This window comes from Caballeronia sp. NK8 (assembly GCF_018408855.1).
Classification (GTDB): Bacteria; Pseudomonadota; Gammaproteobacteria; order Burkholderiales; family Burkholderiaceae; genus Caballeronia.
Genome location: NZ_AP024322.1, coordinates 2,003,944 through 2,022,437, shown reverse-complemented (window position 1 = coordinate 2,022,437; position 18,494 = coordinate 2,003,944). Strand labels below are relative to the sequence as shown.

Below are 18,494 nucleotides of genomic sequence, written 5' to 3'. Positions count from 1 at the left end.
TAATCTCCTGTTTGAAGTATGTCACGCGACATGTCGCGCTTCCGAGATTTCGACCAGCGAGTTGCCATGCAATTCAGGCGAATTTTCTGAATTACGTGAACGTGCGCTGCCGTGGATCTTCACGCCTAAGCTACTTATGGGGAAGGGCAAAGCGACAACATTGCGGGGATGGCAAAGAGCGACCTTTAGTCTGAGATAATCGAGCAGATCGCAAGAAGAGATCGGATTCTCATGATGCAAGATTGTTCTTTTTTGGTGGATATCTACCATTCCGCTGCCACGTTTTGCACATTGGCTGACGATGACGCAAAAATCACTGATTGGATTCAATCGATCGGGACCATTTTCGCTCTGGCAATTGCCATTGGTGCACCTTTATTACAGAACTGGCACAACAGGAAAGAGGATGACAGGAAGCAAGAGGCAGAAATCAAATCATTCCTTAGAGCGATACGAGCGGAAGTGATGGGCGCTTGGGAAAACTATAATTTAATGGTTCGAAATGGGGTTCAGCTGGTGAAGCCTGGCGAATACGTTAGCTCCACATTCCAATTTAGCGAAAGGTCTTTCTCTATTTATGATAGTTCGGGCGTACAGGTCGGCAAGATTCTCGATGCCGAACTGCAGCGCCTAATCGTCAACACTTACGGTCTGGCGAAGAGTCTGATCGCATCGACGCAGATTAACAACGAAATGCTACGAAAATTAGAGGCATCAGAAAATTCGCAGTCAAGCTCGTTAATAGCACCGCGTGCCGACATTAGAAAGAAACTAATTGATTACGCGTACACGCTGAAGGCGATTGACGCAGCGCTCGAAATGAGTGTCAATAATTTGATCGAACGGTTAGATCGAAATTTGACTCAGTCCTCTTAATGTAAGCTGTTCGCGTCGTATAAGCCGTCTGTGCAATGTGTTAGTGGCTATGTCCATTATCGAGATTGCCAAGCGTGGCGAGGGGGCCTCGCCGGCTCGGCGAACAAGCACATAGGACCGCCGCGCCGCAGCGCGTATCAGAATCCGTGTGAGTTTGCGACTGGGCTTTTTGCTTTTCTGGCCTACTTGGCCCACTTCCTGCCCCTCTCCCACCCGCGTGCGCGTGCGATCCCCACGATCCCCGCGCCCCGCAACGCATCGGCAAAATTAACCATCTCGTACAAGCAATCGCGCCGCCCATCCGCAGTGCGCCGATGCATCACCGTGGCGCGTGGTGCGCCACAACGGTGACGGCAACAGGCCGGATCGACTCAAGAGGGATGATTTGAACAATCGAGCATACGAAACCAGCCCGGCGCAATGCTCGCTATGGAACCGCAAGCAATCGCGCCTGCCTCCGGAATCCCGGCGCGTGCTGCTCGCGCTGTCGGAGCGCGTGCTCGGCGCCTCGCTTGCGTCGCTGTTCGAGCTGAAGGGCTTTCCGGCGCAACTCGCGCTCGATGCGTCATCGGTCAGAGTCATCGTCGAGGAATGGCGTCCGCATGTGCTCTTTCTCGACACGCGCATCGGCGGTTGCGGCAACTACGCGCTGGTTCGCGCGCTACGCGACGCCGACGACGATGCGCGTCGCCTCATCATCGCGATGAGTGGCTTCCTGCCCGAAGAACCGATCGCGCGTCTCAAGGAAGCGGGCTACGACGGACATTGTCGCCGCCCGTGTCCCGTATGGCAGATGACCGATCTGCTCGACGAATTTTTCGCGTGTCTTGCGGTGCGCTGAGTCCGTCCTCGCGCGGCCGCATCGCGCGCGCATAGCTGCGCGGGCCGAACACGACATTGAGCGCGATCATCGCGACGAGGCTCGCGGCGAGCATCATCCACGACATCGAGAAACCGCCGCTCACATCGCGCACGACGCCCGCCGCGACCGGCGCCAGCGCCGCGATGACGAAGCCCACGCCCTGCACGAACGCGACGAGCCGCGCCGCGAGCGCGGGGTCGTCGGCGTGATCGAGCGTCAGCACGAGCGTGAGCGCAAAGACGCCGCCGAGCCCGCCGCCCAGCAGCGCGACCGCCGCGATCGGCGCGGAAAGCGGCGCGAACAGCAGCAGACCGAAGCCGCACAGTTGCGCGACGAGGCCGAGCGCCAGCCACGGACGCCGATCACGGCCACGTCCGAAATGCGACGCCGCCATCGGCAACAGCAACGCGGACGACGCCTGAAACACCGTGAGCATCGCGAGCAGCGTGCCGCTTTCGGTCACGCCGCGGCCGAGTTGCTGGTAGTACGCGGGCATCCACGCGACGAGGCACGTATAGCCACCATTGACGAGCCCGAAGAAGATCCCGAGCGTCCACGCGCGACGATTGAGAAAGAGCGACGGCATGGGCTTCGCATTTCGCGTCGATGAGACGCGAGGCAAAGCATCGGCGCGCATCAGGAGCATCCACACCGCGAGCGCGAGCAGCGCGGGCATCGCCCAGAACGCCAGGCCCGCCTGCCACGAGACGCGCGACGCGAGCGCCGGCGTGATGCTCGCGCCGAGTCCGCCGCCCGCCATGATCGATGCCGAATAGAGACCCATCGCGAAGGGCAGGCGCGCGGCGAAGCGCGTCTTCATCACGCCGGGCAAAAGCGCCTGAATGACTGCGACGCCCGTGCCCGCAATCGCCGCGCTCACGATCAGCGCAGCCGCGTTCCCGGCGAACCAGCGGCCCGCGCACGCCACGACGATCGCCACGAGCCCGATCGCGACGCCGCGCCCGTTGCCGATCGCCTTCGACAGCGCGCTCGCGCCGAACGCGCATACGCCCATCGCGACGACGGGCAGTCCGGTCAGCATCGACGCGCCGCGAAACGACAGCCCCGTCGCCGACAGGATCACGCCCATCAGCGGACTCACCGACGTCAGCAGCGGCCGCAGGTTCAGCCCGATCGCGACGATCACCGCGAGCCACGCCAGGTTCGATGCGCGCGGGTTCATCGCGTGAACTCCGGCGATACCGGCGTGCCGTTCGCCATCACGAAGCGGCGCGGCGGGCGCATCGCGACGGCCTGCGCGACCGTGTCCGCATCGACGAGCACGAGGTCTGCGCGCATGCCCGGCGCGAGGCCGTAGTCCGCGAAGCCGCAGGCGCGGGCCGCGTCGATCGACACGCAATCGAACGCGGCGGCGAGATCGTCGTCGCGGCGCAGGTCGTAGCGCATCGCGATCAGCATCGCGCGCTCGAGCATGTCGGGCGAGCCGAAGGGCGTCCACGCGTCACGGATGCCGTCGTTGCCGCCGAACAGCGTCACGCCCGCCGCGCGCGCTTCGCGCAACGACGGCACCGGAACCGATGCGGGCGCGGTCGTCAGAAGCGCGACGTTCGCGCGCGCGATGCGCTCGAGCAGCGCGCCGCGCCGCGCGTCGGGCAGCGCGCCGAGACAGAACGCGTGGCTCACCACGACGCGGGCCTGATAACCATGCGCCTCGACGCGATCGAGCAGCAGGTCGAACGTGAACGCGCCGAGATCGCCCGGCTCGTGCAGATGCATGTCGATGGGCTTGCCGTGCTTCGTCGCGAGCGCGAACGTGACATCGAGCGAGGCGGCCGGATCGCCGTCGATCGAGGACGGATCGAGCGCGCCGAGCACATCGGCGCCGTTCGCCAGCGCGGCATCGAGCAACTCACGCGTGCCGGGGCGCTTCAGCACGCCCGATTGCGGAAACGCGACGATCTGCATGTCGAGCACATCGGCGAGCGCGGCGCGCGTATCGCAGACGCCTTCGAGATGACGCAGGCCCGCATCCGTATCGATGTCGACGTGCGTGCGCAGGCGCGTCGTGCCTTCGCGCAGGAACGCGAGCGCCAGCGCGCGCGACGCCTGCGCGGCGTCGTGGCCGCTTTCTGCGCGCCAGCGCCGCTCGTTCTCGATCCGGTCGATGAGACGCGGCCCGACCGCGTTGCGATACCACGGCATGCCCCACGTGGTCTTGTCCAGATGCGTGTGTCCTTCGACGAAACCCGGCAACAGCAGCGCGAGCGCCGCATCGACGACGGTATCGCCGGGCGCAGGCGTGCGCTCGCCATGGGGAACGATCGCGTCGATGGTCGTGCCGGTAACGCGAACATCCGCCGGCGCACCGCCGAACGGTCGTGCGTTGACGATCCAGGTCGATGGATTCATACGATGGATTCCTCCCATGGTTCATGCGGTTTGGTTGACCATTCTAGCAGTGTTTGGTCAACCAAAAATACGCGTGACCTGATAGACCGAATTCGCGCCCGAGCGTGCGCTCTCGCTACAATGCGAATCAACGCAAGCACGACAGGCATCATGGCATCACGCAAGGAAACATCATCGAACGAAGCCGCGAGCGAAAGTTCGCCCGACGAGCGCGTCTACGCGGCGATCAGCTCCGCGCTATTGCACGGCAAGCTCGCGCCCGGCGCGCAGCTCGTCGAGCGCGAACTCGCCGCCGCCTTCGACTGCACGCGCGGCACGATCCGCAAGGTGCTGGCGCGGCTCGGCGCCGAAGGCAAGCTCACGCTCGAAGCCAATCGCGGCGCGTTCGTGCCGTCGCCCACGCCCGCCGACATCCGCGAGGTCTATCGCGCGCGGCAAGTGGTCGAGGCGGGCATCGTCGCGGCGCTGTGCGGCACGCTGTCGGCGCAGGCGAAGCGCGCGTTGCGCGCGCACGTCAAGGCCGAGCAGCGCGCGGTGAAGGCGGGCAGCGTGGCGGATTGCGTGCGCCTCGCGGGGCATTTTCATCTGCTGCTCGCGGAACTGGCGGGCGCACGGGAAGTGCAGGCGTTTCTCGCCCAGCTCGTCGCCAAGACCGAGCTCTACAAGGCGCTGTTCGATCCGACCAAGCTGTCGAATTGCGCATCGGACGAACACGGACGTCTCGTCGATGCATTGGAGGAGGGCGCGCTCGATACCGCGCTCACCGCGATGCGTACGCATCTCGACGAGCTGGAAGACCGCGTGCTCGCGCAGGCGAGCGCGACGCGCACGAACGATCTGGCGACGCTCTTCGCGGGCGCCTGAGCATCGATAAAAAAACGGGCCGCGGCGTGACAGCCGCGGCCCGTTTCGTTTTGCAGCGCCGAACGCGAACGCCTTACTGCGAGAAGTCGAGGGCGTTGGTCAGATCGCCCATCTTCTGTGCGCCGTTCGACACCAGCGCGGCGTCGCGCGCGGCGATGCCCGGCAGCGTCGGCAGGCTGAAGCGTTTCGTGATGAAGCGCAGGATCGACGTGGTGTCGTACTGCGTGTGATCGACGAAACCCTTCTTCGCGTACGGCGAGATGACGAGCGCCGGAATGCGCGTGCCCGGACCCCAGCGATCGCCCTTCGGCGGCGCGACGTGATCCCAGAAGCCGCCGTTTTCGTCGTAGGTCACGACGACGACCATGTTCTTCCACTGCGGACTCTTCTGCAGATGGGAGATCAGATCGGCGATGTGCTGGTCGCCCTGCGCGACATCCGTATAACCGGCGTGCTCGTTCAAGTTGCCCTGCGGCTTGTAGAACGAGACTTGCGGCAGCGTGCCCGCGTCGATCGCCTTGATGAACTCCGAGCCGTTGGTGCCGCCGTCGAGCAGATGCTGCGCGCGGTTGGCCGTGCCCGGCGCGAGGTCGGCGAAATAGTTGAACGGCTGATGGTGCGTCTGGAAATCAGGCACCACGTTGACCGCGCCGTTGATGACCGAACGGTCCGCCAGCGCCGCACCCCACGAGCCGCCGTACCACGCCCAGCTCACCCCGGCGCTGTTCAGCAGATCGCCGATGTGCTGCTGCGTCTGCGGCGGCAGCGTGGTGGCCTGGCTCGGGTCCGCGAGGTTCGGATCGCCGCCCGTCGCCGGCTTGTTGCCGCTCGGCTGATACGGCGGCTGCATCGTGTTGATCGCGAAGAAGTCGGGCGTGAGGTTGCCCGAGTTCACGAAGAGCCCCTGCGTGTTGCCGGTGAGCGCAGAACCCGCCGCCTTCGCGAGCTTGAGCGAAACGCCGTCGGCGTTCACGGCGGAGATCGAGCTGGCGGCCACGCTCTTGTCGGCGTTCGGATAGACCGGCGTGCAGGCGCAGACGAGCCACTGGTGGTTCAGGAACGAGCCGCCGAACGCGCCCATGAAGAAGTTGTCCGCCAGCGTGTACTGCTGCGCGATCTTGTAGAGCGGCAACTTGTCCGGCGGCGTGTCGTAGTGGCCCATCACGAGACCGCCCGAATCGCCCCATGCGGCGAACTTGTCGTTCTTGCCGCCGTCGATCTGCATCTGGTTCTCATAGAAGCGGTGATACAGATCGCGCGTGGTGACGTTGAGCTGCGTGTTGAAGCCGTTCGGATCGTCGATCGCGAAGGGCGCGTTCGGCAGGTTCGCCGTCATCGCTTCGGTGATCGCGGGCGTTACGCCCGTCGCCGTCAGGCCGGTCCAGATCTTCGGCAGCGTGGGCAGCACGCTGCCGTCGCGGTCGAGCTGTTGCGCGCTCGCCGCCGTCACGTTCTGCAGGCCGTTCGCGCCGGGAAAGTGCCCGTAGAGATTGTCGAAGCTGCGGTTTTCCGCATAGATCACGACGACGTTCTTCACCGACGAGATATCGCTGTCTTGATGATCGTCGCCGCCGCATGCGTAGAGGCCGAATGCAACAGTGGCCGCGAGCGGCACCGCGCAAACGAGTTTCTTGTTCATTGAGGTTTCTCTCTTGTGTTGGGGACCGGCGCATGACGCGGGTTTCGTCGTCGGAAAGCCTTTGACGCCGGCGTGCGCAGTGTCGCAACGCAAGTTGACGCGGCCATGTAATAAGCCTTTCGCTTGCGTAATGTTCGCTTAATAAATTTCGGACAATGGGTCCGGCATCAGCGCGTCCCGGCTTGTCACATGAAAGACACACGTGCGACATACGCTTCGGCATCTTTCAATTCCGATGCCCCACGTCCATGTCTTCGATGCGTCCGTCGTTCGTCCTGCGCACTCTCGCGCTCACTGCGCTCATCGCGCTGTCCGCAGCGATGAGCGGCTGCGACTCCCATGCGGCGGGCACGAACGCGAGCACGCCGGCGCAGGCGCCCGCCGCGCCGCAGGCCCAGTCGCGCGCCGCGGTGTTCGCGCATGTGAAGCAGATGACGTCGCTCGGCGAGAAGCTGTTCTTCGATCCGTCGCTGTCGGGCTCGGGCAAGCTCGCGTGCGCGTCGTGTCATAGCCCGGGCCACGCGTTCGGTCCGCCCAACGCGCTGTCCGTGCAACTCGGCGGCAACGACATGCATCAGCCGGGCTTTCGCGCGGTGCCTTCGCTCAGGTACCTGCAGTCGGTGCCGGCGTTCACGCGCCACTTCCATGATTCCGACGACGAAGGCGACGAAAGCGTCGATGCCGGCCCGACCGGCGGCCTGACGTGGGATGGCCGCGTCGATCACGGATCGGACCAGGCGCGCATTCCGCTGCTGTCGTCGTTCGAGATGGGCAGCACGCGCGTCAAGGTCGCGGCGGCGGTGAAGGCCGCGCCCTATGCCGACGACTTCCGCAAGGCGTTCGGCGACCATGTCTTCGACAGCGACGAGCGTGCGTTCGCGTCGGTGCTGGATTCGCTCGAAGCGTTCGAGCAGACGCCTGCCAAGTTCTATCCGTACACCAGCAAGTTCGACGCGTTCCTCGCGGGCCGCGCCAGACTCAACGACGCCGAGATGCATGGCCTTCAGCTCTTCAACGACGAGAACAAGGGCAATTGCGCGTCGTGCCACATCAGCCAGCGCGCGAAGGACGGCTCGCCGCCGCAGTTCAGCGACTTCGGCCTGATCGCGCTCGGCGTGCCGCGCAACCGCGCGTTGCCGATCAACCAGAACCCGCATTTCCATGATCTCGGCGCATGCGGTCCGGAGCGGCGCGACCTGAAGGGCCAGGACGAGTACTGCGGCATCTTCCGCACGCCTTCGCTGCGCAACGTCGCGACGCGCAAGACCTTCTTCCACAACGGCATCTATCACAAGCTGGAAGACGTGGTGCGCTTCTATGTCGAGCGCGACACCAATCCGGAGAAGTTCTATCCGGTCTCGAAGAAAGGCGTCGTCGACAAGTTCGACGATCTGCCGAAGCGCTACTGGGCGAACATCAATACCGATCCGCCGTTCGATCGCAAGAAGGGCGACAAGCCCGCGCTCGACGAGGCCGAGATCAGGGACGTCGTCGCGTTTCTCGATACGCTCACGGACGGCTACGATCCGGCGAAGGACAAGGACGCGCAAAAGGGCACCGGCATCAACCAGATGACGTCGACGGCAAACTGAGATGGCGCGGGCTGCGACGCCCGCGCATCATGCTATTCTCGTTGCACCCGATGGCCGGCTCTGCGCGCGAGGCCACGGGCGGACATACCATCGCAACGAGGAGAATCTCCATGCCGATTCGAGATCGAGCGCTCGCTCACGCCTGCATCCGGACGATCGCGGCTGCCGCGCTCGTCGCCGTGAGCGCGGCCGCTTCCGCCGCCAATCTCGGCTTTCTGAACAACACGCCGATCAGCTACATGAAGCAGCGTGATTTGCAGGCGCTCAACAACGCCGCGCAGGTCGCGCTCAATACGAAGAAGGACGGCGAATCGCTCGACTGGGACAACAAGGGCGCCGGCAACACGGTGCCGATCAACGGCACGGTGACGCCGCAAAACAGCTTCGAGTCGGACGGGCTGAAGTGCCGCAAGATCACGATCGTCGCGGAGGCGAAAGGGCAGACGCAGACCTGGACGCCGGTCGCCTGCAAGGCGAGCGACGGCAAGTGGAAGCTCAAGAAGCAGTGATGAACGGGGAACGCAATCGATGACCGGCCGCAGCGTATCGTGCGGCGTGGTCATCCTGAACGCGCAGGGCGACGTGTTGCTGTGCCACGCGACCGAAACCACGCACTGGGACGTGCCCAAGGGCGCCGCCGATCCCGGCGAGAGTCCGCGCGAGGCGGCGTTGCGCGAGCTCGTCGAGGAGACGGGCATCGTGTTGGCCGCCGAGCGGCTCAAGGATCTGGGGCGCTTTGTTTATCGTCGCGACAAGGATTTGCATCTTTTCGCGGTGCGCGTGAGCGAGCAGGAAGTGCAGCTCGAAGACTGCGTGTGTGAGTCGTACTTCCCGCGCTATAGCGATGGCACGATGATTCCTGAAATGGACGCCTATCGGTGGGTCAGTCCGGCGGAAGTCGATGCATTCGCGAGCCGCAGTCTCGCGCGGCTGTTTCAGACCACGTTGTCGCTCGCGGAGCTGCACGAGGCGCTTTAGGTTTGTCGCCGGATCCCGTTGGCGTGTTGGTTTATTGGCGTTGCCCCTGTGCGGGGCGGCAGTCACTTTCTTTGCAGCAGTGTATGGACCGGAGACATCGCTGACAGATGTGCGGGGACATGGTTGACACTTTGGGCATCCCGATGCCCGAGACCCATCATGCCGTGGAACCCCCAGGACACCATGCAACTTCGCCTTGATTTCGTGACCCTTGCGCTCAAACGCGAGATCCCGTTCAGTGAGCTGTGCCAGCGTTTCGGCATCAGCCGACAGACCGGATACAAGATGCTTAAACGTTATGAATCGGGCGGCGCCCAAGCGCTTGCCGATCATTCCCGTCGACCGCTGAGCAGCCCGCGCATCAGTGCGCCAGAGCTCGAGCAGCATGTGCTGCAACTGCGCGATGCGCACCCGGCCTGGGGCGCGCGCAAGCTCAGCCGGCGCCTCATCGATCTGGGTTTGGCCACGCTCGCACCCAGCACGGTCAATTCGATCTTGCATCGCCACGGGCGCATCAGCGAGAAGGCCTCGGCCGATGCCTGCGCCTGGCAGCGCTTCGAGCGCGGCGAGCCCAACGCGCTGTGGCAGATGGACTTCAAGGGCGATTTCGCCTTGCTCGATCAGACGCGCTGCTACCCGCTCACCGTGCTGGACGATCATTCGCGCTTCAATCTGGTGTTGCACGCGTGCAGCGCCACCGATGGCAATACCGTGCGCGCGCGCTTGCAGTGGGCCTTCGAGCACTACGGCCTGCCCGCCCAGATCAACACCGACAACGGCGCACCCTGGGGCTCGCCGGGCAAGCCCGGTCAGGTGACGGAGCTGGCCATCTGGCTGATTCGCCTGGGCATTCGTGTTACCTACAGCCGTCCCTATCATCCGCAGACCAACGGCAAGGAGGAGCGCTTTCACCGCTCGCTCAAGGCCGAGGTGCTCAACGCACGCAGTTTCAGCACCCAGGCTCAGATACAGGCTGAACTCGATTGCTGGCGCGAGATTTACAACCACCAGCGCCCGCATCAAGGCATCGGTATGGCCACGCCGATGACCCGCTATCGCAACAGCCCGCGCACGATGCCCAGCACGCTGGCGCCGATCGAATACGGTCCTGATGACCAAGTGCTGCGCGTAGATTGGAACGGCAAGGTGAGTTTTCGAGGCTACCGGCTGCGCGTATCGAGCGCATTGCATCGAATGGATGTGGCCGTGCGGGCAAACCCGGAGATTGCCGACGCCTATACCTGTATTTCCTCCATCATCGACTCATGACCTTTGACCTGAATCAGCCCGATGCAGCAAGATAGACGCGTGTCAGCTATGTCTCCGCACATGTGTCAACCATGTCTCCGGTCCATACACTGCTGCAAAGAAAGTAACCAAAGAAACAGCTTGTCCCATCCGGAACGCCTCACACCGGCCGCGGCACGGGCGAACACATAGGGCACAGCAGTAGCGAGTGCTCTCGTAGGCCATACCCGGCGTGGCCCGCGCACGGTCTGACTCATCGCGCCGCGCAACGGACTGGTTCAGCACAAAACGGCTCCGGCCTGCTTCGCGGCCGACCGGTCAATCGGGGATGCGCGTGCGTCCCGATGGTTTCCCTTGCAACCCCCACGGCAGCGCGTAGCGCTGTGCCGAAGCTCTTTCGTGCTGAACCAGCGCCCTAAAAGTTATGGCTTGTCAGACCGTGCGCGGTTTAAGCCCGGTTAGGCCTATCAGGGCACTTGCGACTGAGCCCACGAACAACGAGAGTAGTGGTCAAATTGCGTATGACCGCGGGCGGATCAGGCTGCTTTCTTTGGTTACTTTCTTTGCAGCAGCAAAGAAAGTGACTGCCGCCCCGCACAGGGGCAACGCTAACCAACCACCACGCTAACGGGATCCGGCGAAACCCCCAAAATCAGTCAACCGTCCGATCGTTGGGATTGGCGAAAAGCGCCTTCATTTCCGCTGACATCGGGAACTGCAGGTTCATGCCATCAGGGGGAATCGGCCGCATGAACCAGGTGTCGTAGAGCTTCTTGGCCTCGCCCGAGCGCTGCATATTGGCGATCACATCGTCGACGATGCGCTTGAACACCGGGTCGCCCTTTCTCATCATGCAGCCGTACGCTTCGTTCGCAAGCGAAGCGCCCGTCACCACGTATTCGCTGCGCGCGGCGCCTTCCTGCGCGATCTTGCCGTAGAGAAGCGGGTCGTCCATCACGAAGGCCACCGCGCGATCCGACTTCAGCGCGGCGAACGCTTCCGCGTGATCGCGCGCGCTGATGATGCGCAGGTTCAGGTTCTTGTCGATGCTCATCTGCCGCAACATGCGCTCGTCCGACGTGCCCGCCGTCGTCGCGACGGTCTTGTTCGCGAGGTCGGCGTAATCGCGGATGCCGGACTTCTTCTTCACGGCCATGCGGATGCCGTACTGAAAGAAGCTGTTCGAGAACGCGACGAGCGGATCGCGCTCCGCCACATGCGCGGTCGAGCCGCATTCCAGATCGACCTGATTGTTCACGACATACGAGATGCGGTTCGCCGACGTGACCTGCACGTTCTTCACCGCGAGATTCGGCATGTTGAGGCGCTTCTTGACTTCGTCGACGACTTTCAGCGCGATGTCGTACGAGTAGCCGACCGGCTGCTGCTTCACGGTGTACGAGAACGGCACCGACGATTCGCGCGTGCCCAGCACGATCGCGCCGTTCTCGGCGATCTTGCGCAGCGTCGCGGAAGGCGGCATCTGATCGACGGCGGCCTGCGCCGTGGCGAGCTCGGCGGCGTTGGCCGCATGCGCGCCGGCGGACGCGAGCGCGAGGCAGGCGGCGAGGGCGGCGCTTCGTTGCATCCGTGAGCGGTGCGCGATGGAATGCGGCGGCTTCATGATGTCCTCGTTGGAAGCGCGATCTACTGCCGCGCCGCGTACCCGATACGATGTCAGGCCGGTTTGCCCCAGCTGTCGCGCAGGCTGACGATGCGATTGAACACGGGCTTGCCCGGTTGCGAATCGACCCGGTCCGCGACGAAATAGCCGTGGCGCTCGAACTGGAAGCGGTCTTCGGCGTTCGCGTCGCGCGCGCTCGGCTCGAGATACGCGTTCACGACGCGCTTCGAATCCGGGTTCAGCGCATCGAGGAATTCCGCGCCGCCCGCGCCGGGCTGCGGCTCCTTGAAGAGACGGTCGTAGAGGCGCACTTCGGCCGCATACGCGGTCGCCGCGCTGACCCAGTGAATCGTGCCCTTCACCTTGTAGTTGTTCGCGCCTTCGGTGCCCGACTTGCTGTCCGGGAAGTAGTTGCAGTGCACGGCGATCACGTTGCCGTTCTCGTCCTTGTCCGCGCCCGTGCATTCCACGATGAAGCCGTACTTCAGACGCACCTTGTTGCCCGGGAAGAGACGGAAATAGCCCTTCGGCGGCGTTTCCTGAAAGTCCTCGCGCTCGATCCACAGTTCACGCGAGAACGGAAACGCGCGCACGCCGCGATCCGGATGATGCGGATGCACCGGCGCGCTGCACGGCTCGCTCTGTCCTTCCGGATAGTTGTCGATGATGAGCTTCAACGGATCGAGCACCGCGATCGCGCGCGGGGCTTTCTCGTCGAGATCATCGCGCAGTGCGCCTTCGAGCACGCTCATGTCGATCCACGAATCGACCTTCGTGACGCCGACGCGCTCGACCATCAGGCGGATGCTTTCCGGCGTGAAGCCGCGCCGGCGCACGCCGACGATGGTCGGCATGCGCGGATCGTCCCAGCCGTCGACGTGATTGTCCTGCACGAGCTGCAACAGCTTGCGCTTGCTCGTGATCGCGTACGTGAGGTTCAGGCGCGAGAATTCGATCTGCTGCGGCAGCGGACGCTCAAACACGCCGTCGTCCGCGAGCTGCGCGAGGAACCAGTCGTAGAGCGGCCGATGATCCTCGAACTCCAGCGTGCACAGCGAGTGCGTGATGTTCTCGATCGCGTCCGACACGCAGTGCGCGTAGTCGTACATCGGGTAGATGCACCACGTGTCGCCCGTGCGATAGTGATGCGCGAAGCGGATGCGGTAGATCACCGGGTCGCGCATGTTGAAGTTCGGCGAGCCCATGTCGATCTTCGCGCGCAGCACGTGCTCGCCTTCCTTGAACTCGCCCGCCTTCATGCGGCGGAAGAGGTCGAGGTTCTCTTCGGGCGTGCGCTCGCGATACGGCGAGTCGATGCCGGCTTCCGTGGCCGAGCCACGCGTCGCGCGCATCTCTTCGGCGGTCTGACTGTCCACGTACGCCTGGCCCTTCTTGATGAGCATCTCGGCGAACTCGTACAGCTTGTCGTAGTAGTCGCTCGCGAAGTACTTGTGCTCCGCGCCGTCCTTGTTCCAGTCGAAGCCGAGCCAGGTCACCGCGTCGATGATCGAATCGACGTATTCGACGCTTTCCTTCTCGGGGTTCGTATCGTCGAAGCGCAGATGGCACACGCCGCCGTATGCCGCGGCGAGGCCGAAGTTCACGCAGATGCTCTTCGCATGCCCGATGTGCAGATAGCCGTTCGGCTCGGGTGGAAAGCGCGTCTCGACCCGCTGCGACCATTTGCCGGAGCGGTTGTCGTCTTCGATGATGTTGCGAATGAAATTGGATGGCGCCGGAGCGTCGTTGCGATCGGTGTTCATGCGAAAGAGAGTGCCAGCGGATGCGCTCGCGCGCGTGAAACGGTTCGGGAAGCGTCCCTCGAGACCGGATCGGCTCGGAACGCGTGCGAATGACTTGAATATTGGGTCGATTCTACCTTACGCAACCATCGGAGGCAGACCGCGGCGGCGTTCGTCGCGCGATTCGCACAGTCGCCTCGTTTCGCGAGTTCCATTACACGGATTACGCGCGGCAACGCGCTTCGTAACCGCCGTAACGGGACGTAAATCGCGTTGAAAGCCGCACCGCCGCGATTTTAAGATCGGCTCGCCTGCATCGACATCACAACAATACAAGGAAGCCCATCATGAAGAAGATCGCCATCACGACGCTCAAGTTCGCCGCCGCAGCCGCGCTCGTGTCGAGCCTCGCAGCCTGCGCGAACGTCTCGCGCCAGCAGGCGCACGCCGGAGTCGGCGCGGCCGCGGGCGGCGCGCTCGGCTATCTGGTGACAGGCGGGCCGATCGGCACCGTCGCGGGCGCGGCGGCGGGCGGGCTGATCGGCGCTGGCGTGCGTTGATCCCGCGCGGACCCGCTCAGATGGCCTTCGACGCCCGCAAACGCGCGATTTTCGCGTCGTCGTAGCCGAGCACGTCGGCGAGCACGCTCGTCGTGTGCTCGCCCAATAGCGGCGGATGCGTGCGCGCTTCGGGCGGCGTCGCGCTCATCTTGATCGGGCTCGCGACGAGCTTCACGGCGCCCGCCGTCGGGTGCGGCAACTCGATCTGCATTTTGCGCGCGAGCACCTGCGGATCCTCGAAGACTTCGCCGAGATCGTTGATCGGGCCGCACGGCACGCCCGCGGCTTCGAGTTCAGCGATCCATTCGTGCTTGCCCTTCAGCCGGACCATGTCCGCGAGAATCGGCACGAGAATGTCGCGGTTGCGCACGCGCGACGGGTTCGCCGCAAAGCGCGCGTCGTCCGCGAGTTCCGCGCGTCCGCCCACTTCGACGAACTTGCGGAACTGCCCGTCGTTGCCCACCGCGACGATAATCCAGCCATCGCTCGTCTGGAAGGTCTGATATGGCACGATGTTCGGATGCGCATTGCCCCAGCGCACCGGCGGCTTGCCGCTCGCGAGGAAATTGGTGTTCATGTTGGCGAGCATCGCGACCTGCACATCCAGCAGCGCCATGTCGATGTACTGCCCTTCGCCCGTGCGGTCACGGTGCGCGAGCGCCGTGAGCACGCCGATGGTCGCGTACATGCCGGTCATCAGGTCCGCGATCGCCACGCCCGCTTTCTGCGGGCCGCCGCCGGGCTGGCCGTCGCGCTCGCCGGTGATGCTCATGAAGCCGCCGATGCCCTGCACGATGAAATCGTAGCCCGCGCGCTGCGCGTACGGCCCCGTCTGCCCGAAACCGGTGACCGAGCAATAGACGAGGTCCGGCTTCACCGCTTTCAGCGATTCGTAGTCCAGCCCGTACTTCTTCAGTTGCCCGGCCTTGTAGTTCTCCAGCACGACATCGCTTTGCGCGGCCAGCTCGCGCACGATCTGCTGGCCTTCCGGCGTGGCGATGTCCACCGTCACGGAACGCTTGTTGCGGTTCGCCGCGAGATAGTATGCGGCCTCGTGCGTGTCCTCGCCGCCGGGCGTTTTCAGGTAGGGCGGGCCCCAGTGGCGCGTGTCGTCGCCGGTTTCGGGCCGCTCGATCTTGATGACGTCCGCGCCGAAATCGGCGAGGGTCTGCGCGCACCACGGTCCCGCCAGCACGCGGGTCAGGTCCAGCACGCGGATATGGCTCAAGGCTCCCATTCGTCGGTTCGCTCGCTCAAATTGTCTCCGGACTGCGAATGTCGCACAGAACCGCCGCTCGCGCGATACCTGAGCCGCCCGCGCGCCCGGCCGCACGCGGCGAATCCCGTATAATCGACAATCACCCTTGCCACGCCGGCCCAGACTCGTCGCGAGCCGCCCGCGGGCACCATCAAAGAACCGAAGACACGCCCCGTACGCCATGAAAGCCGCCGAAATACGCGAGAAATTCCTGAAGTTTTTCGAATCGAAGGGCCATACGATCGTCCGTTCGTCGAGCCTCGTGCCCGGCAACGATCCGACGCTGCTCTTCACCAACTCGGGCATGGTCCAGTTCAAGGACGTGTTCCTGGGCAGCGAATCGCGTCCGTACTCGCGCGCGACCACCGCACAGCGCAGCGTGCGCGCGGGCGGCAAGCACAACGATCTGGAGAACGTCGGCTACACCGCGCGCCATCACACGTTCTTCGAGATGCTCGGCAACTTCTCGTTCGGCGATTACTTCAAGCGCGACGCGATCCACTATTGCTGGGAACTGCTGACCAAGGTGTACAACCTGCCGGCAGAAAAGCTCACGGTCACCGTCTACAAGGAAGACGACGAAGCCTTCGACATCTGGGCAAAGGAAATCGGCGTGCCGGTCGAGCGCATCATCCGCATCGGCGACAACAAGGGCGCGCGTTACGCGTCGGACAATTTCTGGCAGATGGCCGACACCGGCCCGTGCGGCCCGTGCTCGGAAGTGTTCTACGATCACGGCCCGGAAATCTGGGGCGGCCCGCCGGGGTCTCCTGAGGAAGACGGCGACCGCTTCATCGAGATCTGGAATCTCGTGTTCATGCAGTTCAACCGCGACGCCCAAGGCAACATGACGCCGCTGCCCAAGCAGTGCGTCGATACCGGCATGGGCCTCGAACGTCTCGCCGCCGTGCTGCAGCACGTCCACAGCAACTACGAGATCGATCTGTTCCAGACGCTCATCAAGGCTGCGGGCCGCGAAACGAATACCGCCGATCTGGAAAACAACTCGCTGAAGGTGATCGCCGATCACATCCGCGCGTGCTCGTTCCTGATCGTCGATGGCGTGATCCCCGGCAACGAAGGCCGCGGCTACGTGCTGCGCCGCATCGTGCGCCGCGCGATCCGTCACGGCTACAAGCTCGGCAAGAAGGGCGCGTTCTTCCACAAGCTGGTGGCGGATCTCGTCGCGGAAATGGGCGCGGCGTATCCGGAACTCACGGATGCCCAGCAACGCGTGACTGACGTGCTGCGTCAGGAAGAAGAGCGCTTCTTCGAGACCATCGAACACGGCATGTCGATTCTCGAAGGCGAACTCGCGGATCTGGAAAAGAAGAACGTCAAGCAACTGGACGGCGAACTCGCGTTCAAGCTGCACGACACCTACGGCTTCCCGCTCGATCTCACGGCGGACGTGTGCCGCGAGCGCGGCGTGACCGTCGACGAACCCGCCTTCGACGACGCGATGGCGCGTCAGCGCGATCAGGCGCGCGCGGCGGGCAAGTTCAAGATCGCGGCGGGCCTCGAATACTCGGGCGCGAAGTCGACTTTCCACGGCTACGAGAAGGAAATCTTCGACGACGCGAAAATCCTCGCGCTGTATGTCGAAGGCGCATCGGTGAAGGAAGCGAAGGACGGCCAGCAGGCGGTCGTCGTGCTCGATCACACGCCGTTCTATGCGGAATCGGGTGGTCAGGTCGGCGATCAGGGCGTGCTCGCGAACGCGAACGTGCGCTTCGCCGTCGCGGATACCTTGAAGGTGCAGGCCGATGTCGTCGGTCATCACGGCACGGTCGAGCAGGGCACGCTCAAGGTCGGCGATGTCGTGAAGGCGGAAATCGATGGCATTCGCCGCGCCCGCACCGCGCGCAATCACTCGGCCACGCATTTGATGCACAAGGCGCTGCGCGAAGTGCTCGGCGGCCACGTGCAGCAGAAAGGCTCGCTCGTCGATGCCGACAAGACGCGCTTCGACTTCGCCCACAACGCACCGATGACGGATGACGACATCCGCCGCGTCGAGCAGATCGTGAACAACGAGATCATCGCGAATGCGCCGGGCGTGGTGCGCGTGATGTCTTACGACGATGCGGTGAAGGGCGGCGCGATGGCGCTGTTCGGCGAGAAGTACGGCGACACCGTGCGCGTGCTCGATCTGGGCTTTTCGCGCGAGCTGTGCGGCGGCACGCACGTACAGCGCACCGGCGATATCGGCTTCTTCAAGATCGTGATGGAAGGCGGCGTCGCGGCGGGCATTCGCCGCGTCGAAGCGATCACCGGCGACAACGCCGTGCGTTACGTGCAGGAGCTGGATCAACGCATCAACGCGGCGGCGGGCGTGCTGAAGGCGCAGCCTGCGGAACTCACGCAGCGTATCGCGCAGGTTCAGGAGCATGTGAAGTCGCTGGAGAAGGAACTCGGCGCGTTGAAGTCGAAGCTCGCAGCGAGCCAGGGCGATGAACTCGTGTCGCAAGCCGTCGATGTCTCCGGCGTGCACGTGCTCGCCGCGCAACTGGAAGGCGCGGACGTGAAGACGCTGCGCGAAACCGTCGACAAGCTGAAGGACAAGCTCAAGAGCGCGGCGATCGTGCTCGCATCGGTGGATGGCGGCAAGGTCAGCCTGATCGCCGGCGTGACGGCGGATGCGTCGAAGAAGGTGAAGGCGGGCGAGCTCGTCAACTTCGTCGCGCAGCAGGTCGGCGGCAAGGGCGGCGGTCGTCCGGACATGGCGCAGGCGGGCGGCACCGAGCCGGCCAATCTGCCGGCTGCGCTCGCGGGCGTGACGGGCTGGGTTCAGCAGCAGCTTTAATCGTTCGTTCGTCCTTCGAGGAAACGGCTCGATCTCTTCGGATCGGGCCGTTTTTCTTTACAGCCTGTCAGGCAC

General features: G+C 64.0%; 14 protein-coding genes and 1 pseudogene. 9 read left to right on the top strand and 6 right to left on the bottom strand.

The genetic code is table 11. The features are described from left to right. Positions 1-231 precede the first annotated feature (231 nt). Complete coding sequence (locus NK8_RS09645; RefSeq protein ID WP_213226182.1) at positions 232-876, top strand: hypothetical protein; 645 nt, start codon at positions 232-234, stop codon at positions 874-876. Between the two features lie 385 nt (positions 877-1,261). After that, positions 1,262-1,717, top strand: a complete 456-nt coding sequence (locus NK8_RS09640) for a histidine kinase (protein WP_213226181.1) — start codon at positions 1,262-1,264, stop codon at positions 1,715-1,717. Here the strand turns inward: NK8_RS09640 and NK8_RS09635 are convergent. Then, a complete protein-coding gene (locus tag NK8_RS09635) occupies positions 1,617-2,921 on the bottom strand; it encodes a cyanate transporter (RefSeq protein ID WP_162066000.1) in 1,305 nt (434 codons plus the stop codon). The genes NK8_RS09640 and NK8_RS09635 overlap by 101 nt on opposite strands. Further along, positions 2,918-4,108, bottom strand: a complete 1,191-nt coding sequence (locus NK8_RS09630) for an amidohydrolase family protein (RefSeq protein ID WP_213226180.1) — start codon at positions 4,106-4,108, stop codon at positions 2,918-2,920. Before NK8_RS09630 ends, NK8_RS09635 begins: the two co-directional genes overlap by 4 nt. A 150-nt stretch (positions 4,109-4,258) precedes the next feature. On the opposite strand from NK8_RS09630, the gene NK8_RS09625 reads away from it, so the two are divergent. Beyond that, on the top strand, positions 4,259-4,972 hold the full coding sequence (locus tag NK8_RS09625) for a GntR family transcriptional regulator (RefSeq protein WP_213226179.1): 714 nt from the start codon (positions 4,259-4,261) through the stop codon (positions 4,970-4,972). 73 nt (positions 4,973-5,045) lie between these two features. On the opposite strand, the gene NK8_RS09620 is transcribed toward NK8_RS09625, so the two are convergent. Next, positions 5,046-6,611, bottom strand: coding sequence for an acid phosphatase (locus tag NK8_RS09620; protein ID WP_162065997.1), 1,566 nt, complete (start codon positions 6,609-6,611; stop codon positions 5,046-5,048). Positions 6,612-6,859: 248 nt separating this feature from the next. Here NK8_RS09620 and NK8_RS09615 point away from each other — a divergent pair, with 248 nt between their 5' ends. The 4 genes and pseudogenes from NK8_RS09615 (at position 6,860) to NK8_RS09600 (ending at position 10,485) form a co-directional block, all read left to right on the top strand. Next, entirely contained in the window at positions 6,860-8,203 is a 1,344-nt protein-coding gene (locus tag NK8_RS09615) for a cytochrome-c peroxidase (protein WP_213226178.1), read from the top strand. Positions 8,204-8,313: 110 nt separating this feature from the next. Beyond that, on the top strand, positions 8,314-8,712 hold the full coding sequence (locus NK8_RS09610) for an RT0821/Lpp0805 family surface protein (RefSeq protein ID WP_213226177.1): 399 nt from the start codon (positions 8,314-8,316) through the stop codon (positions 8,710-8,712). A gap of 19 nt (positions 8,713-8,731) precedes the next feature. Further along, entirely contained in the window at positions 8,732-9,181 is a 450-nt protein-coding gene (locus NK8_RS09605; protein ID WP_162065994.1) for an NUDIX hydrolase, read from the top strand. 159 nt (positions 9,182-9,340) lie between these two features. Continuing rightward, positions 9,341-10,485: pseudogene (locus tag NK8_RS09600) on the top strand (IS481 family transposase). 596 nt (positions 10,486-11,081) lie between these two features. On the opposite strand, the gene NK8_RS09595 reads toward NK8_RS09600, so the two are convergent. Further along, positions 11,082-12,053: a transporter substrate-binding domain-containing protein gene (locus tag NK8_RS09595; RefSeq protein WP_213226176.1), complete on the bottom strand. Its 972-nt coding sequence runs from the start codon at positions 12,051-12,053 to the stop codon at positions 11,082-11,084. A 53-nt stretch (positions 12,054-12,106) separates the two neighbouring features. Beyond that, complete coding sequence (locus NK8_RS09590) at positions 12,107-13,816, bottom strand: glutamine--tRNA ligase/YqeY domain fusion protein (RefSeq protein WP_162065992.1); 1,710 nt, start codon at positions 13,814-13,816, stop codon at positions 12,107-12,109. A gap of 326 nt (positions 13,817-14,142) precedes the next feature. On the opposite strand from NK8_RS09590, the gene NK8_RS09585 reads away from it, so the two are divergent. Further along, the gene (locus NK8_RS09585) at positions 14,143-14,355 is read left to right on the top strand and encodes a hypothetical protein (RefSeq protein WP_041730537.1); all 213 of its coding nucleotides are present in this window, start codon (positions 14,143-14,145) and stop codon (positions 14,353-14,355) included. Positions 14,356-14,371: 16 nt separating this feature from the next. On the opposite strand, the gene NK8_RS09580 is transcribed toward NK8_RS09585, so the two are convergent. Beyond that, positions 14,372-15,592, bottom strand: a complete 1,221-nt coding sequence (locus NK8_RS09580; protein ID WP_162065991.1) for a CaiB/BaiF CoA-transferase family protein — start codon at positions 15,590-15,592, stop codon at positions 14,372-14,374. Positions 15,593-15,794: 202 nt separating this feature from the next. On the opposite strand from NK8_RS09580, the gene alaS reads away from it, so the two are divergent. Continuing rightward, a complete protein-coding gene (gene alaS / locus NK8_RS09575) occupies positions 15,795-18,419 on the top strand; it encodes an alanine--tRNA ligase (RefSeq protein ID WP_213226175.1) in 2,625 nt (874 codons plus the stop codon). Positions 18,420-18,494 lie beyond the last annotated feature (75 nt).

Bases quoted from the DNA above. Each gene is read 5' to 3' on its own strand.
- NK8_RS09615 (WP_213226178.1), top strand. From the start codon at position 6,860: ATGTCTTCGATGCGTCCGTCGTTCGTCCTGCGCACTCTCGCGCTCACT.
- NK8_RS09590 (WP_162065992.1), bottom strand. From the start codon at position 13,816: ATGAACACCGATCGCAACGACGCTCCGGCGCCATCCAATTTCATTCGC.
- NK8_RS09630 (WP_213226180.1), bottom strand. From the start codon at position 4,108: ATGAATCCATCGACCTGGATCGTCAACGCACGACCGTTCGGCGGTGCG.
- alaS (WP_213226175.1), top strand. From the start codon at position 15,795: ATGAAAGCCGCCGAAATACGCGAGAAATTCCTGAAGTTTTTCGAATCG.
- NK8_RS09595 (WP_213226176.1), bottom strand. From the start codon at position 12,053: ATGAAGCCGCCGCATTCCATCGCGCACCGCTCACGGATGCAACGAAGC.
- NK8_RS09635 (WP_162066000.1), bottom strand. From the start codon at position 2,921: ATGAACCCGCGCGCATCGAACCTGGCGTGGCTCGCGGTGATCGTCGCG.
- NK8_RS09605 (WP_162065994.1), top strand. From the start codon at position 8,732: ATGACCGGCCGCAGCGTATCGTGCGGCGTGGTCATCCTGAACGCGCAG.
- NK8_RS09610 (WP_213226177.1), top strand. From the start codon at position 8,314: ATGCCGATTCGAGATCGAGCGCTCGCTCACGCCTGCATCCGGACGATC.
- NK8_RS09580 (WP_162065991.1), bottom strand. From the start codon at position 15,592: ATGGGAGCCTTGAGCCATATCCGCGTGCTGGACCTGACCCGCGTGCTG.
- NK8_RS09645 (WP_213226182.1), top strand. From the start codon at position 232: ATGATGCAAGATTGTTCTTTTTTGGTGGATATCTACCATTCCGCTGCC.
- NK8_RS09620 (WP_162065997.1), bottom strand. From the start codon at position 6,611: ATGAACAAGAAACTCGTTTGCGCGGTGCCGCTCGCGGCCACTGTTGCA.
- NK8_RS09625 (WP_213226179.1), top strand. From the start codon at position 4,259: ATGGCATCACGCAAGGAAACATCATCGAACGAAGCCGCGAGCGAAAGT.
- NK8_RS09585 (WP_041730537.1), top strand. From the start codon at position 14,143: ATGAAGAAGATCGCCATCACGACGCTCAAGTTCGCCGCCGCAGCCGCG.